Source organism: Cupriavidus sp. GW821-FHT02F09, assembly GCF_059421605.1.
This window is the reverse complement of record NZ_JBWKVH010000039.1, coordinates 1-14878: the sequence shown is the minus strand read 5'-3', so window position 1 is coordinate 14878 and position 14878 is coordinate 1. Positions and strand designations below refer to the sequence as shown.

Below are 14878 nucleotides of genomic sequence, written 5' to 3'. Positions count from 1 at the left end.
TAAGCAAGTCGGACATTGAAGCGGGGAACGTCATGAAGATTCTGGTCCTGGGCGCTGGCGCCATGGGTGGCTACTATGGCGCTCGCCTTATGCAGGCGGGGGCGGATGTCACGTTCCTGGTGCGGCCACGGCGCGCCGAAGCGCTGGCGAGAGACGGCCTGACCGTGCGCAGCGAGCTTGGCGATATCCGCGCCGCCGTGAAGACGGTGCTGGCCGAGCACGCCAAGGCAGACTACGACCTGGTTCTGCTGGCATGCAAGACCTATGACCTGGACAGCGCGATGGCCGCGCTGGGCCCGGTGCTTTCTGCCAGCGGGGGCAAGCGCGCGGCGATCCTGCCGCTGGTCAACGGGTTGCGCGCGTATGAGACGCTGGACGCGCGCTACGGCCGCGACAGGGTGCTTGGCGGCGTGTCGTACATTGCCACCACGCTGGACGCCGCTGGCGCGGTGGTGCATCAAGGCGCGGTCGACAGGCTCATCGTGGGCGCGCGTGCCGAGTCGGCACAGGGCCTGGCCAGCGCCTTCCATGCGCTTGCGGCCAGCACGCCCGGCACGCGTGAGTTGTCACCGGCCATCGACCAGGCGCTATGGAACAAGTGGGTGATGATCTCGGCTGGTGCGCTGATGACCTGCCTGATGCGCGGCACCGTCGGCGAGATCGTCAGGACGGTGGACGGCCGGGCGCTGATGCAGCAGGCCATGGACGAATGCGCGGCGGTGGCGCGTTTGTCCGGGCACGCCTTGCCCGAGCCGGTGGCCCAAGCCATGGCCGCGCGCCTGCTGGACGAGAACTCGGCCTGGGCCGCCTCCATGATGCGCGATATCGCGCAGGGCGCGCCCCGCCTGGAGGCGTACGACATCGTCGGCGACATGGCGCAGCGTGCCGCGCGGCTGGGGCATGCGGTGCCGCTGGTGCGCATCGCCTATAGCCACCTGCAGGTCTACGAAGCGCAGCGCGCCGCGGCCTAACGCGCCGAGGCCGCCTGCGCGGCGGCGGCCGCGCGGCGCTCCCGCGCCGCACGCCGGAACATGCCCGGCCCCACGCCAAAGTACGCTTTGAAGGCGCGCCCGAAGGCGGCCTCGGAGGCATAGCCGCAATGCTCGCCGATGCTGGCCGCGGAGCCGCGGTCCAGCGTCAGCAGGCGGGCGGCCATTTCCATGCGCAAGGTGGTCACGAACTGCAGCGGCGTCTCGCCGCTGAGCTGGGCGAAGCGCCGCGCGAACGTGGCGCGCGACACATTGCACACCGCCGCCAGCGACGCCACCGACCACGGCTCGGCCGGCGCGCGCAGCACCGCATCGATCGCCTTGGACAGCCGCGCATCGGCCATCAGCGCCAGCAGGCTATGCGTGACGCCGCCCTGCGCGATCAGCGCGCGCAACAGCAGGGTCAGCAACGCGGTGGAGAGCTGCCCGATGACCGCCGCGCCACCTGGCTCGGGCGCCTGCGCCTCGTTGCGCATCATGTCGATCAGCGCATGCAGCCAGGCGCAATCGGCGCGCCGCGCGGTGGCCACACGCAGCACCGGGGGCAGGTTGCGCAACAGCACCGTGCCCGGCAAGCCCAGCACGAACGTGCCGCACAGCATGTCCAGCGGATGCGCGTCGCCGGGCATCGTCACCTCGGTCAGCAAGCCATTGAAGCGCGTCGTCTGGGCCGGCATGGCGCGGTGCGCGCCGGCGGCACCTTCGGCCCCCTCGGCCCCCTCGGGCAGGCTGCGCAGCGTATGCGCGCTGCCGTGCGGGAACAGCAGCACGTCGCCCGTATCGAGCGAGATGGCCTCCTGCGCCACCAGCGCGCGCGCCTGCCCCTTCAGGATGATGTGATACGGCAGGTGGCCGGCGGGCGCCGCCGCGTTGTCCACCCGCCAGTTGCCGGCGAAATGGCAGTGCAGGTCGACGGTGCCGGCGGGCGAAAGCATGCGCACAAGTTCGGTCAAGCTATCCATGGTGGGAACGGTGGCATCAAGACGGATACGGCGTGTTGAGACGATAGGGCAAGATAATGCGGCGATTATATGCGGTAAATCGCATATGGCGCGCCTAGACTTCAGTCCATGGAAGCAGCGCAACAAACACAGCGCGGGTCCATCAACCAACCGGAAAGGAGTGCCGTCATGTCCCGTCTTCACACCATCAACCCCGCCGAAGCCACCGGCCAGGCCGCCCAACTGTTCGCCGCCATCAAGGGCGCCGTGGGCAAGGTGCCCAACGCTTACGCGGTGATTGGCAGCAATGCCCCCGAGGTGCTGGCCCACGCGCTGCAAACCGGCGCGCTGCTCAAGAATGCTACGCTCAGCGCCCGCGAGCTCGAAGCGATCAACCTTGCCGTCAGCGAAGCGTCGGGTTGTGACTATTGCGTGGCCGCGCACACCATGACCGGCAAGATGGCCGGCTATACCGTCGAACAAACGCGTGAGCTGCGCGCCGGCGAGTACCCGCAAGACAGCAAGATCGACGCGCTGGTCCGCTTCGCACTGGCCGTGATCACGACTTCCGGCACGGTGCCTGCCGGCGTCGTCGCCAATGTGCGCGAAGCCGGCTACACCGATCGGCAGATCGTCGAGAGCATCCAGGCCATCAGCGCGATCCTGTTCACCAATATGATCAACCGCGTCAACGATACGGTGATCGATTTCCCGAAGGTGGCGTGAGAGGCGGCGGAAGGCGAGGAGATCGTGACCCGCCTTCCGTTCGGCTCGCGTCTATCGACATGCGGAATCTTTCGTTCCGCTGCGATGCCCCTGCTGTGGACAATGAGGATCACGAGCGTCATGCCTGTCTTTTCGGCAAGACATTAATCCGATCGATCCAACCAGCGTCCATTCATGTCCCGACCCCGATCCCTACTCCGCATTCTTGCCACTGGCCTGCTGCTCGGCGCCACGTTCTCCGCGCTGGCCGACACTGCCATTCTCAACGCCGGCTACGACGTCACCCGCGAGCTGTACCGTGAGATCAACCCCGGCTTTGTCGCTAACTGGAGGCAGGCGAGTGGCGAGACGCTGGTCATCAACCAGTCGCATGGCGGCTCGAGCAAGCAGGCGCGTTCGGTAGCCGATGGCCTGGAGGCCGACGTTGTGACCATGAACCAGGAGACCGATATCGATATCCTGGTGCAGCGGGGCGTGGTGGCGCAGGACTGGAAGAAGCGCCTGCCGGACAACGCGGCGCCGTACTACTCCACCATCGTGTTCCTGGTGCGCAAGGGCAATCCCAAGCGCATCCTGGACTGGGAGGACCTGGGCCGCGCTGGCGTGCAGGTGATCGTGCCGAACCCCAAGACTTCGGGCAACGGGCGCTACACGTACCTGGCGGCGTGGGGCGCGGCTATCCGCAAGGGCGGCAGCGAGGCCCAGGCGCGCGATGCGGTGGGCCGCCTGTTCCGCAATGTGCCGGTGCTCGATACCGGCGGCCGGGGCGCGACCACCAGCTTCACGCAGCGCCAGCTTGGCGATGTGCTGGCCACCTTCGAGAGCGAGGTGCACCAGATCCGCAAGGAGCTGGGAGACAGCTTCGAGGTGGTGTATCCGAGCCAGTCGATCATCGCGGAAGCGCCGGTGGCTGTGGTCGACAAGGTGGTGGACAAGCGCGGCACGCGCAAGGTGGCCACGGCCTATCTGCAATACCTGTGGTCCGATGCCGGCCAGGACGTGATCGCCCGCCAGTTCTACCGGCCGCGCTCGGCCGCGGTGCTCAAGACTCACGCGGCGCTGTTCCGGCCGATCCAGCTGTTTTCCGTCAGCGACGTGTTTGGCAGCTGGGCGCAGGCCCAGAGCCGGCATTTTGCCGATGGCGGCGAGTTCGACAAGATCTACCAGAGCCGCCTGTAAGCCAGGCGCAGGCGGCGGGTGAGTCCCGCCGCCCGCTTGCGGATGGCGTATCCGCTACGGCTTCGGGCTCAGCCCATTCAGGTGCTTGACCAGCTTGCCCAGCGTGGTGGCCTGGATCAGCAGGCTGAACACCACTACCAGGTAAGTCACGCCGATCAGCATCTCGCGGCCGGGGAACTCCGGCAGCGATAGCGCCAGCGCAATCGAGATGCCGCCGCGCAGGCCGCCCCAGGTCATGATGGTGGCCGAGTGCGGATTGAGCCGGCGGAAATTCTGCAGCGCCAGCAGCGGGATGGCCACGCTGATGCCGCGCGCAATCAGCACCACGGGAATCGCCGCCAGCCCCAGCCAGACGATATGCAGCTGCAGCGACAGCGCGATGATCTCCAGCCCGATCAGGCCAAACAGCACCAGGTTGAGCAACTCGTCCAGCAGGCCCCAGAAATTGAACAAGTGTTCGCGGGTCTTCTCCGACATCGACTTGCTGGTGCTATGGTTGCCGATCACCAGGCCCATGATGACCACCGACAGCGGCGCGGACACGTGCACCGCTTCAGCCAGGCTGTAGCCGCCGGTGGCGAGCGCCAGCGTGATCAGGATCTCGACCGGATAGCTGTCGATCCCGCGCAGCAGCACCGACGCCACATAGCCCACCACAATGCCCAGCACCACGGCGCCCAGCACTTCGCGCACCAGCGCGAGCGCCACGTGCGAAGCAGAGAATTCGGTGGCGCCGGTAGCTAGCCCCACCAGGGTCAGGAATGCCACCACCGCGGTGCCGTCGTTGAACAGCGATTCGCCCGCAATCTTGGTTTCCAGGCTTTCCGATGCGCCCGCGTTCTTGAGCACGCTGAGCACGGCGATCGGGTCGGTAGGGGAAATCAGCGCGCCGAACACCAGGCACCACAGCAGGCTGACCGGGTGGCCCAGCCACTGTGCGACATAGAAGAAGCCGAACCCGACCGCGGCGGTCGAGATCACCACGCCGACCGTGGCCAGCATGACCACGGCCCGGCGCTGGCGGCGCATGCGTGAGAGGTCGACGTGCAGGGCGCCGGCGAACAGCAGCAGGCTGAGCAGGCCGTGGAAGACCACGTCGGAGAAATCGATCTGGGCCACGAGCTTGCGGGCCTGCGCGACCATTTCAGGGTGGTTGAAGCCGAGGATGGACACGCTCAGGCAGGTCACCAGCCCGACGGCGGTGATGCCCAGGGTGTCGGGCAGCTTGATGAAGCGGTGGTTGATGACGCCGAAAATGGCGATGAGGGTGAAAAGGGCGCCAGTCCCTTGGAATACAGTCATGCGGGGAGTTCTCCTTGCAGATGGGTGATGCGGGTGTTTCAAGCATTACAAGCGTTACAAGCACTAGCAGCACTAGCAGCACTAGCAGCACTAGCAGCACTACCGGCAGTCCGCGTCGGATGCGACGCTATGTGGATTTTGTGCCACATCAACCATATCAGCAATCGGGAAATTTCTTCAAATGGCGCCCGCCTGACGAAAAAAAGAGGTTCAGCCGCCGCTGAACCCCCTTGCTTGCCTGGCTCGCCGCTGCGTCAGCGGTTCAAGCCCCGGACCCCATCACGCCGCCATGCGCCCTGGCCAGGCGGAACTGGCCTACCGCATCGGCCAGCTTGTTGGCTTGCTCATGCAGGAAACCGGCGGCCGCCGAGGCTTGCTCGACCAGCGCCGCATTCTGCTGCGTTGCCCCGTCGAGCTGGCTCACGGCCTGGTTGACCTGCGTGATGCCCACGCTTTGCTCGCTGCCGGCATTCGAGATTTCGCGCAGCACCTGCTCGACCTGCTTCACGCTGGCCACGATGCTGTTCATGGTCTCGCCGGCGTCCCGCACCAGTTCCGCGCCCGAGTCCACCTTGGCCACCGATTGGCTGATCAGTCCTTTGATTTCCTTGGCGGCCTGCGCGCTGCGCTGGGCCAGCGTGCGGACTTCGCCAGCCACCACGGCGAATCCGCGTCCCTGTTCGCCGGCGCGGGCGGCTTCCACGGCAGCGTTGAGCGCCAGGATGTTGGTCTGGAAGGCGATGCCGTCGATGACCCCGATGATGTCGTGGATCTTGGCGGAGGCGGTCGAGATTTCCTGCATGGTGGTCACCACGCGAGAGACGGCATCGCCCCCCCGGTTGGCGACCTGGGAGGCCGCGGCCGCCAGCTCGCCGGCGCGCACCGCGGCCTCGGCCGAGTTTTGCACGGTGCCGGTGAGCTCGTCCATGGCAGCCGCTGTCTGCTCCAGGCTGGCTGCGGCTTGCTCGGTACGCGAGGACAGGTCGATGTTGCCCTGTGAGATTTCGGCGGTTGCCGTGCGAACCGATTCGCTGCTGTCCCGGATATCGATCAGCACCGTGGCGAGCTTGTCGGCAAACTGGTTGAACGCGCGGGCGATCTGCGTGACCTCATCGTTGCCGTCGGCCGGCAGGCGCTTGGTCAGGTCGCCGTGTCCGGAGCCGATTTCGTCCATCGCCTCGCGCACCTGGGACAGCCGCCGGAACGCAGAGGCAGTCATGACCGAGCCGACTCCCGCGGCGAGGAAGGCCACCGCCACCAGGGTCATGAACATGGCTTGCAGCACATTGCGCAGGCCGGCCAGGGCTTCGTCCTCATCCATGGCAACCACCACTTCCCAGTCGGAGTTCTTGACCGGCTCTGCATGCAGCAGCTTGGTGGCGCCCGCGATCTTGACTGCGAGGGGCTGCTCGGGATCCGACAGGCTGGCCAGGGCGTTCGCCGTCAGGTCGGCGGACAGATCGGTGGCCGGCTTGAGGTTGAGCTTGGCGTCCGGATGCGCCACGATGCGCCCGCTCTTGTCGGCCAGGAAGGCAAAGCTGGCCGGGGTGGGGTGGATGCCGTTCACGGTGGAGGTCACGGCGTCCAGGTTCACATCGGCAGCCACCACGGCCTTCAACTGGCCATTGGCCAGCACAGGCAGGGCCAGCGTCACCACGAGCTTCTTGGTCGCGACATCTTCATACGGCTGCGTGATGACCAGCTTGCCGGCGCTGACGGCGGCCTGGTACCACGGGCGGCCCGTGGGATCGTAGTCGGCCGGGATGCCGAGGTCGCGGGAAAACACCGCATGCTTGTCCGGGTAGCCCGCATAGGCCACGACAAAGCCGCCGGATCTTTCCAGCTGCGTGACCGCGGACATGGGATCGGTGGAAAGGCTCTCCGGGGATACGGCTTGCACCATGTCGGCCCGCGCGGTCAGCCACTCGGTGATGGCTTGCGCGTTGCCTTGGGTGATGGTGGCGAGGTTTTGCCGCAGCGTGCGTTCGTCGCTGTGCTTCGTGACTACGTAGGTGATGCCGGTGGATGCCGACAAGGCGGTGACAACGATGGCGACACAGGTCGCCGTAATGCGTGTACGGAGCGAGAGAAGCATGCGCGTTGGGTAGGGGGCGGTGGTTAAAAAAGGCCTCCGACAATTTTGTTGTCGGCCAGCATGCCCCGGCTAACGGAAGGCTGGAGGGGAACTGTAGGGCTGAAACGGCAATGTGCAGACATTTCGCCGTACTAGTGCATGGCGGCGCCCCGCGGCGTGGTGAATACGCCGCTATTGCGCAACGGGACTCAGTTTCCGCACCGTCCTTACCTCAGCCGCCAACCTCAAAAAATGCCAGGAACCGACGCATGATGGGTGACAGCGCCCCGGTGCGATGCGCCACCAGCACACGGCTGGCGGCATCCTGGCCAGCCAGTGGCCGATACGTCACGCCGGGGATGCCGGTGCGCGCGTAGATCTCCGGCAGCACCGATACGCCGGCGCCGCTCGCTACCAGACCAATGATGGTGGTCGCCTCGCGCGCCTCCTGGCCGATGCGCGGGGCAAAACCCGCCCGGTTGCAAAGCGTGGTGACGTGGTCGAACAGCCCGCAGCCCAGCCCGCGGGGGAACAGCAGGAAAGGCTGTGCGGACAGCGCGCCGATATCGATCCCGGCGTCGTCCACCGGGTTTGCCAGTGCGTGCGAGGCAGGCAGCACGGCGACCAGGCGGTCGGCCAGCACTTCGTGCACGGTGACGCTGGCGGGCGGGTAGAACTGGGGCGACGGTCGCAGGAAGCCAATGTCGATCTCACCTTTCTCCAGTCCTTGCAACTGCTGGCCGGTGGACATATGCACCAGCTCCAGCATGGCGCGCGGGTGGTCCACGCGGAACTGCTGCACCGCGCGCGGAAACGCGTCCTGCATCGGCACCGAGGCGGTAAAGGCCACGCGGATCTCGCCCGCCTCGCCGGCGGCAACCTGCCTGACCACCTCGCGGGCCTGCTCCAGGTTGGCGAGCGCCGCCCTGGCCTTGTCCAGGAACAGCGTGCCCGCCGGCGTGAGCGCCACATGGTGGCGGGACCGGTCCAGCAGCGGGCTGCCGAGTTCGTCCTCCAGCGCCTTGATCTGGGTGCTCAGCGGCGGCTGGCTGATATGGAGCTTGCGCGCGGCCTCGCTGAAGCTCAGCGCTTCGGCCACGGCGACGAAATAGCGGAGCTGGCGGAAATCCATTGCTTATATCGAAGTGAAATAACAAGGGGTTTGAAAACGTATTGGACAGTATCACGGCAGCTGCCCAGAATGCACGCAAGCGGCCTTGAGCCGAACGACAAATTGCACCATCAGGAGACAACCATGCTGCGCCGCCCCTACCTTGCCGGCTTCCTGGCCGCCGCGCTCTCGCTGGCCGCCAGCGCCCAGACCTACCCGGCCAAGCCCATCCGGCTGGTCGTGCCTTATGCCGCCGGTGGCGCGGTGGACATCGTGGCGCGCTCGGTCGGGCAAAAGATGAGCGTGCTGCTCAAGCAGCCCATCATCGTCGACAACCGCCCGGGCGCCAGCACCAATATCGGCATGGAGGCCGTGGCCAAGGCCGCGCCGGACGGCTACACCATCATGATGGCGTCCAATAGCCTGGCCACCAATGCGGCGCTGTTCGCCAAGCTGCCGTTCGACCCCGCACGGGATTTCACGCCGGTGGCGCGCGTGGGACAGGCCTCGCTGGTGCTGGTGGTGCCGGCAAAATCCAGCGTGACGTCGCTCAAGGGCCTGGTTTCCCAGGCGCAGGCCCAGCCGGGCAAGTTCAGCTATGCCTCGGCCGGCAACGGCAGCTCGGGCCATCTCGCCGGCGAGCTGTTCAAGGAAGCGGCACACATCGACGTGCTGCATGTGCCTTACAAGGGCGGCGCGCCCGCGATCACCGACCTGCTGGGCGAGCGCATTTCGTTCATGCCGATCAACCCGCTCGAAGTCATCACCCATATCCGCGCCGGCACGCTGCGCGCCATCGCGGTGGCAAGCGACCAGCGCACGCCGCTGCTGCCGGACGTGCCGACCTCGCGCGAGCAAGGCTTGCCGGGCTTCACCGCCTCGGTCTGGTGGGGGCTGGTGGCGCCGGCCAAGACGCCGCCGGCCGTGATCCATGAGCTCAATACCGCCGCCAATGCTGCGCTGGCCGACCCCGATGTGCGCAAACAGCTCGCGCAACTGGGCGTAACCATCCTGCCGGGCACGCCTGAAGCTTTCGGCCAGTTCGTGCGCGGCGAAACCGCCACCTGGAACGGCGTCATCCGCAAGGCGGGCATCACGGCCGACTGAGGCCTCACGCGCATCCGACGATCCTACGATCCGACACGACCCAATACGATCCAATACGACCTAACAAGATCCAAGAGAGTCCCCATGTCCGACATCCAAGCCCAAGCCCAGCCGGACGCGCAGCGTCCCTCGATCCTGGTGGTCAGCGCGCACGCCGCCGATTTTGTCTGGCGTGCCGGCGGCGCCATCGCCCTGTACGCCGAGCGCGGCTACAACGTCAAAATCGTCTGCCTGTCCTTTGGCGAGCGCGGCGAGTCCGCCAAGATGTGGCGCCAGCCGGGCATGACCATCGAGCGCGTCAAGGCGGCTCGGCATGAAGAAGCGCAGCAGGCCGCCGACATCCTGGGCGCGACGCTGGAGTGCTTCGACCTGGGCGACTACCCCATGCGCGTGACCGACGCAGCGCTGCTACGCCTGGCCGATCTCTACCGCGCGCTGCGGCCCGAACTGGTGTTGAGCCACTCGCGCGAGGACATCTACAACTTTGACCATCCGCTCGCCACGCACGTCGCGCAGGAAGCGCGGGTCATCGCCCAGGCGCATGGCTATAAGCCCGAGGTGCCGGTGATCGGCGCGCCGCCTGTGTTCCTGTTCGAGCCGCATCAGCCTGAGCAATGCAACTGGAAGCCCGACGTGCTGCTCGATATCTCCTCGGTGTGGGAAAAGAAGCAGCGCGCCTTCGCCACCATGGCGGCGCAGGAGCACCTGTGGGAGTACTACACCCGCGTGGCGCTGCAGCGCGGCGCGCAGGCCGCGCGCAACTCCGATCGCAAGGTGAAGTACGGAGAAGGCTATGCGCGCGTGTTCCCGCAGGTAGCACAGAGCCTGTCATGAAGACCATCGCCTATCGCAACATCCTGCGCGCGGCCGCCGCGGACATCGACGCACTGGGCACCGCCGGTGTCGCCACGGTGCACGAGGCGCAGCGCCGCACCGGGCTGATGAAGCCATACATGCGGCCAATCCAGGCCCGCGCCGCCATTGCCGGCAGCGCCGTGACGGTGCTGATGCATCCCGGTGACAACTGGATGATCCACGTCGCGGTGGAACTGGTGCAGCCCGGCGACGTCCTGGTGGTGGCGCTGGTCAGCGACTGCACCGATGGCTTGTTCGGCGACCTGCTGGCCACCTCGCTCAAGGCGCGCGGCGCGCGCGGCCTGGTGATCGACGGCGGCGTGCGCGATGTGGCCACGCTCAATGCCATGGGCTTCCCGGTCTGGTCGCGGGCGGTTTCGGCGCAGGGCGCGGTCAAGGAAACCGCGGGCGCGGTCAATGTGCCGGTGGTCTGCGCCGGCGCCCACGTGCGGCCCGGCGACGTGATCGTGGCCGACGACGACGGCGTGGTGGTGGTGCCGCGCCCGCTCGCTGCCGAGACCGCGCGCCGTGCCGCCGAGCGCGGTGCCATGGAGGAGGGTAAGCGCACTACGCTGGCCTCCGGCGTGCTGGGGCTGGACATGTACCAGATGCGCGAGGCGCTGGCGGCCAAGGGCCTGGTGTACGCGGACCAGACCGTGGACTGGTACAGCGGTTTCGACGAGGCCTGACCGGGCGGCCGCAGCCGGTTCGCGATCTGGTATAAGCGTCGCAGACACAAATCCAGACACGAATCCAGGCCGGGGAACCCGATGGAACTGCGCCAGCTTCAGTATTTCGTCCGCGTGGTGGAGCTTGGCAGCATGAGCCGCGCGGCGCTCGACCTCGATATGGTGCAATCCGCCATGAGCCAGCAGATCAGCCGTCTGGAGAGCGAGCTGGCCACCCGGCTGCTGCGCCGGACCACGCGCGGCGTGACGCCCACCGAGGCCGGGCTGGCCTTCTTCCGCGAGGCTCAATTGGCGCTGCGCCATGCCGAGCAGGCCAAGCGCGCCGCCCACCATGCGCGGCTGTCCGGCACGGTCAGCGTGGGGCTGGCGCCCACCACGGCTTCGGTCATCGGAGTGCCGCTGATGCGCGCCATGCGTGAGCGCTATCCGGATGTGCGCCTGCATATGGTGGAGAGCCTGTCCGGCCACCTCGGCGCCATGCTCAACGCCCGCCAGCTCGACCTGGCCGTGCTGTTCGACACCGTTGTAGCGCGCCGCTGGAGCGTGACGCCGCTGCTTGAGGAAACCCTGTTCCTGATCCGCTCGCGCCGCGCGCTGCCGGCCGAGGTCGACGCCGAGGCGCCGCTTCGGCTGCGCATGGCGCAGTTGCGGGACGTGCCGCTGATCATGCCCACCGGCCTGCATGGGCTGCGCAGCACGCTCGATGCCGCCTTCGCCCGCGTGAAGATCGTGCCGCAGGTGGTGCAGGAGGTGGATTCGCTGGCCATGCTGATGGACGCCGTGGACCTCGGGTTTGGCGCCACCCTGCAGCCCTGGGCTGCGGTGGGGCGCTATGCCGATGCGCAAGCGCGTTTCCACCTGGCCGAGATCGCGGACCCCAAGGTGCGGCGCCAGAACGTGCTGTGCAGCCTCTCCGACGACGAACTATCGCCCGCCGCGCTGGCCTTGCGCGTGGTACTGGCCGACTGCGCCCGCGAACTGGTGCGCTCCGGCGCCTGGCGGGGGGCTCGGCTGCTTGGGCCGGAGGGATGATGCACGTGCCCCGGGGGGTATCACGATTCGTGATGCCCCCATGCGATCCGGGGGCTTAGCAGGACGCTAGCGGGCCGCTACAGTGCGGGCATCCCCACCGGAACCCTCATCGTGCTGTCCATCATTCAAATCCTGGAGCCGCCCCTGCCGGCTCTCCCGAGCCTTGCCGGAGGCGCGCACCCATGATCGACGTCCTGGTCATCGGCGGCGGCAATGCCGCCTTGTGCGCGGCCCTGATGGCGCGCGAAGCCGGCGCCAGCGTGCTGCTGCTGGAAGCCGCGCCCCGCGAGTGGCGCGGCGGCAACTCCCAGCACACCCGCAATCTGCGCTGCATGCACGACGCGCCGCAAGACGTCCTGATCGAGGCCTATCCCGAAGAGGAGTACTGGCAAGACCTGCTTAAGGTCACCGGCGGCCTGACCGACGAGCGCCTGGCCCGCCTGGCCATCCGCGCCTCGTCGACCTGCCGCGACTGGATGCGCAGCCACGGCGTGCACTTCCAGCCGCCGCTGTCAGGCGCGCTGCATGTGGCGCGCACCAATGCCTTCTTCATGGGCGGCGGCAAGGCGCTGGTCAACGCGTACTTCCGCAGCGCCGAAGCCCTTGGCGTCAAGGTGCGCTACAACGCCCCGGTGGACGCCATCGAGCTGGACGGCGGGCGCTTCAAAGCCGCTCGCATCGGCAGCGAGCGCATCGAGGCGCGCAGCTGCGTGCTGGCCGCCGGCGGCTTCGAGTCCAACCGCGCATGGCTGCGCGAGGCCTGGGGCCAGAACGCCGATGGTGACTGGCCGGCCGACAACTTCCTGATTCGCGGCACGCGCTTCAACATGGGCGTGCTGCTCAAGTTCATGATCGAAGCCGGCGCCGACGCCATCGGCGACCCTTCCCAATCGCACTGCGTGGCCATCGACGCGCGCGCGCCGCTGTACGACGGCGGCATCTGCACGCGGGTGGACTGCGTCTCGCTGGGCGTGATGCTCAACCGCAATGCCGAGCGCTTCTACGACGAAGGCGAGGATTTCTGGCCCAAGCGCTACGCCATCTGGGGGCGGCTGGTCGCGCAGCAGCCCGGACAGATCGGCTATTCGATCATCGACGCCAAGGCCGTGGGCCGCTTCATGCCGCCCGTGTTTCCGGGGGTGCGCGCCAACACGCTGCCGGAACTGGCGCGCCAGCTCGGGCTGGACGAGGCCACCTTCATGCGCACCATCGAGGCTTACAACGCGGCGTGCCGTGTCGGCACATTCGACCACACCGTGCTGGACGACTGCCACACCGAGGGCATCGCCCCGGCCAAGACCCACTGGGCGCGGCCGATCGATACCGCGCCGTTCTTCGGCTACGCCCTGCGCCCCGGCATCACCTTTACCTACCTCGGCCTCAAGGTGAACGAGCACGCCGCCGTGCACTTCGGCGGCAAGCCCAGCGCCAACCTGTTCGTTGCCGGCGAGATGATGGCCGGCAACGTGCTCGGCAAGGGCTATACGGCAGGTGTCGGCATGGCCATCGGCACCGCCTTCGGGCGCATCGCCGGCACCCAGGCCGCCGCCGCCGCGCTCGGGCGGCCAAACCGCAACGCATTCCAGGAAGAGCAGCATGCAACATCTTGAAGCGCTGACGCGCGAAGCGGCGGCACTGGCCCAGGGCGCGCTGCCGCTCAGCGGGGACGAGGCCGAGGTGGGCCGCGTCATGCAGATCTGCAATGCCTGCCGTTATTGCGAAGGTTTTTGCGCGGTGTTTCCCGCCATGACGCGCCGGCTGGAGTTCGGCAAGGCCGATATCCACTACTTGTCCAACCTGTGCCACAACTGCGGCGCTTGCTATCACGCCTGCCAGTACGCGCCACCGCACGAGTTCGCGGTCAACGTGCCGCAGGCCATGGCCAAGGTGCGGGTCCAGACGTATTCCGACTACGCCTGGCCCGCCGCGCTCGGTAGCCTGTACCGCCGCGCTGGCCTGGCCACCGCGCTGGCGCTGGCAGCCGGGCTGGCGTTGTTCCTGGCGATGGTGCTTGCCATGCGTGGCAGCCTGCTGCACGCACCGCTGGCCGGCAACTTCTACGCCATCTTCCCGCACAACCTGCTGGCGGCGATGTTCGGCCTGGTGTTCGGCTGCGCGGTGCTGGCGCTGGGCGTGGGCGTGACGCGCTTCTGGCGCAGGGTCTCGCCCGGCGAGCTGCAAGGCGAGGCGCGCGGCCCGGCCATCGGCGGCGCCGCGCACGATGCATTGCGGCTGCGCTATCTGGACGGCGGCCACGGCCAGGGCTGCAACAACGCGGACGACACGTTCACGCTGTGGCGCCGGCGCTTCCACCATTTCACGTTCTATGGCTTCATGCTGTGCTTTGCCGCCACGGCGGTCGCCACCCTGTACCACTACCTGCTGGGCCTGCATGCACCGTATGCGCCCACCAGCCTGCCGGTGTTGCTGGGCACGGCCGGCGGCATCGGCTTGCTGATCGGCCCGGCGGGCCTGCTCTGGCTCAACCTGAAGCGCGACCCGCGCACCGGCGATGCCGCTCAGAAGCCGATGGACCGCGGCTTTATCGCGCTGCTGTTTTTCACCGGCCTGACGGGGCTGGCGCTGCTGGCCTGGCGCGACACCGCGGCCATGGCGCTGCTGCTGGCGGTGCACCTGGGCGTGGTGATGGCGTTGTTCCTGACGTTGCCTTACGGCAAGTTCGCGCACGGCATCTACCGCTGCGCGGCGCTGCTCAAATGGAATATAGAAAAACGCCGGCCCGGCAGCCTGGCGCTTGGTCGGCCCGATTGAGGTGTTGTGGGCTGGACGTCAAAAGCAACTGCAGTTTCACCACCCCTGCGGGGCGGCGACCTACTTTCTTGTCTTGCCAAGAAAGTAGGCAAAGAAGGCGC

General features: G+C 67.4%; 13 protein-coding genes. 9 read left to right on the top strand and 4 right to left on the bottom strand.

Going from position 1 to position 14878, the window contains the following annotated elements; translation table 11 throughout:
- Positions 1-32 precede the first annotated feature (32 nt).
- Positions 33-971: a 2-dehydropantoate 2-reductase gene (locus tag AC07XB_RS30275; protein WP_492374620.1), complete on the top strand. Its 939-nt coding sequence runs from the start codon at positions 33-35 to the stop codon at positions 969-971.
- On the opposite strand, the gene AC07XB_RS30270 is transcribed toward AC07XB_RS30275, so the two are convergent.
- On the bottom strand, positions 968-1951 hold the full coding sequence (locus AC07XB_RS30270; RefSeq protein WP_492831150.1) for an AraC family transcriptional regulator: 984 nt from the start codon (positions 1949-1951) through the stop codon (positions 968-970). The two genes, AC07XB_RS30275 and AC07XB_RS30270, sit on opposite strands and share 4 nt — an antisense overlap.
- 168 nt (positions 1952-2119) lie before the next feature.
- Between AC07XB_RS30270 and AC07XB_RS30265 the strand changes: the two genes are divergently transcribed.
- Together AC07XB_RS30265 and AC07XB_RS30260 are read left to right on the top strand one after the other, a co-directional pair.
- Complete coding sequence (locus tag AC07XB_RS30265) at positions 2120-2656, top strand: carboxymuconolactone decarboxylase family protein (RefSeq protein ID WP_492831151.1); 537 nt, start codon at positions 2120-2122, stop codon at positions 2654-2656.
- Positions 2657-2830: 174 nt separating this feature from the next.
- The gene (locus AC07XB_RS30260) at positions 2831-3835 is read left to right on the top strand and encodes a sulfate ABC transporter substrate-binding protein (RefSeq protein WP_492374622.1); all 1005 of its coding nucleotides are present in this window, start codon (positions 2831-2833) and stop codon (positions 3833-3835) included.
- Positions 3836-3889: 54 nt separating this feature from the next.
- Here AC07XB_RS30260 and AC07XB_RS30255 read toward each other — a convergent pair whose 3' ends face one another.
- The 3 genes from AC07XB_RS30255 to AC07XB_RS30245 all read right to left on the bottom strand — a co-directional run bounded on the left by AC07XB_RS30255 (position 3890) and on the right by AC07XB_RS30245 (position 8343).
- On the bottom strand, positions 3890-5137 hold the full coding sequence (locus AC07XB_RS30255) for a cation:proton antiporter (protein WP_183031132.1): 1248 nt from the start codon (positions 5135-5137) through the stop codon (positions 3890-3892).
- A gap of 262 nt (positions 5138-5399) precedes the next feature.
- Positions 5400-7232 (bottom strand): methyl-accepting chemotaxis protein, encoded by a 1833-nt coding sequence (locus tag AC07XB_RS30250; protein ID WP_492831152.1) that lies wholly within the window; start codon positions 7230-7232, stop codon positions 5400-5402.
- Positions 7233-7443: 211 nt separating this feature from the next.
- On the bottom strand, positions 7444-8343 hold the full coding sequence (locus tag AC07XB_RS30245) for a LysR family transcriptional regulator (RefSeq protein ID WP_492374624.1): 900 nt from the start codon (positions 8341-8343) through the stop codon (positions 7444-7446).
- Between the two features lie 123 nt (positions 8344-8466).
- On the opposite strand from AC07XB_RS30245, the gene AC07XB_RS30240 reads away from it, so the two are divergent.
- The 6 genes from AC07XB_RS30240 to tcuB all read left to right on the top strand — a co-directional run bounded on the left by AC07XB_RS30240 (position 8467) and on the right by tcuB (position 14777).
- The gene (locus tag AC07XB_RS30240; RefSeq protein ID WP_492831153.1) at positions 8467-9429 is read left to right on the top strand and encodes a tripartite tricarboxylate transporter substrate binding protein; all 963 of its coding nucleotides are present in this window, start codon (positions 8467-8469) and stop codon (positions 9427-9429) included.
- Between the two features lie 84 nt (positions 9430-9513).
- On the top strand, positions 9514-10263 hold the full coding sequence (locus tag AC07XB_RS30235; protein WP_150988240.1) for a PIG-L deacetylase family protein: 750 nt from the start codon (positions 9514-9516) through the stop codon (positions 10261-10263).
- Positions 10260-10973, top strand: a complete 714-nt coding sequence (locus tag AC07XB_RS30230; protein WP_492831154.1) for a 4-carboxy-4-hydroxy-2-oxoadipate aldolase/oxaloacetate decarboxylase — start codon at positions 10260-10262, stop codon at positions 10971-10973. Before AC07XB_RS30235 ends, AC07XB_RS30230 begins: the two co-directional genes overlap by 4 nt.
- A gap of 81 nt (positions 10974-11054) precedes the next feature.
- Positions 11055-12005, top strand: a complete 951-nt coding sequence (locus AC07XB_RS30225; protein ID WP_492374627.1) for a LysR family transcriptional regulator — start codon at positions 11055-11057, stop codon at positions 12003-12005.
- Positions 12006-12187: 182 nt separating this feature from the next.
- On the top strand, positions 12188-13615 hold the full coding sequence (gene tcuA / locus AC07XB_RS30220) for an FAD-dependent tricarballylate dehydrogenase TcuA (protein ID WP_492831155.1): 1428 nt from the start codon (positions 12188-12190) through the stop codon (positions 13613-13615).
- Positions 13602-14777 (top strand): tricarballylate utilization 4Fe-4S protein TcuB, encoded by a 1176-nt coding sequence (gene tcuB, locus AC07XB_RS30215; protein WP_492831156.1) that lies wholly within the window; start codon positions 13602-13604, stop codon positions 14775-14777. Before tcuA ends, tcuB begins: the two co-directional genes overlap by 14 nt.
- Positions 14778-14878 lie beyond the last annotated feature (101 nt).

Bases quoted from the DNA above. Each gene is read 5' to 3' on its own strand.
- AC07XB_RS30240 (WP_492831153.1), top strand. From the start codon at position 8,467: ATGCTGCGCCGCCCCTACCTTGCCGGCTTCCTGGCCGCCGCGCTCTCG.
- AC07XB_RS30255 (WP_183031132.1), bottom strand. From the start codon at position 5,137: ATGACTGTATTCCAAGGGACTGGCGCCCTTTTCACCCTCATCGCCATT.
- tcuB (WP_492831156.1), top strand. From the start codon at position 13,602: ATGCAACATCTTGAAGCGCTGACGCGCGAAGCGGCGGCACTGGCCCAG.
- AC07XB_RS30260 (WP_492374622.1), top strand. From the start codon at position 2,831: ATGTCCCGACCCCGATCCCTACTCCGCATTCTTGCCACTGGCCTGCTG.
- AC07XB_RS30265 (WP_492831151.1), top strand. From the start codon at position 2,120: ATGTCCCGTCTTCACACCATCAACCCCGCCGAAGCCACCGGCCAGGCC.
- tcuA (WP_492831155.1), top strand. From the start codon at position 12,188: ATGATCGACGTCCTGGTCATCGGCGGCGGCAATGCCGCCTTGTGCGCG.
- AC07XB_RS30270 (WP_492831150.1), bottom strand. From the start codon at position 1,951: ATGGATAGCTTGACCGAACTTGTGCGCATGCTTTCGCCCGCCGGCACC.
- AC07XB_RS30235 (WP_150988240.1), top strand. From the start codon at position 9,514: ATGTCCGACATCCAAGCCCAAGCCCAGCCGGACGCGCAGCGTCCCTCG.
- AC07XB_RS30275 (WP_492374620.1), top strand. From the start codon at position 33: ATGAAGATTCTGGTCCTGGGCGCTGGCGCCATGGGTGGCTACTATGGC.
- AC07XB_RS30250 (WP_492831152.1), bottom strand. From the start codon at position 7,232: ATGCTTCTCTCGCTCCGTACACGCATTACGGCGACCTGTGTCGCCATC.
- AC07XB_RS30230 (WP_492831154.1), top strand. From the start codon at position 10,260: ATGAAGACCATCGCCTATCGCAACATCCTGCGCGCGGCCGCCGCGGAC.
- AC07XB_RS30225 (WP_492374627.1), top strand. From the start codon at position 11,055: ATGGAACTGCGCCAGCTTCAGTATTTCGTCCGCGTGGTGGAGCTTGGC.
- AC07XB_RS30245 (WP_492374624.1), bottom strand. From the start codon at position 8,343: ATGGATTTCCGCCAGCTCCGCTATTTCGTCGCCGTGGCCGAAGCGCTG.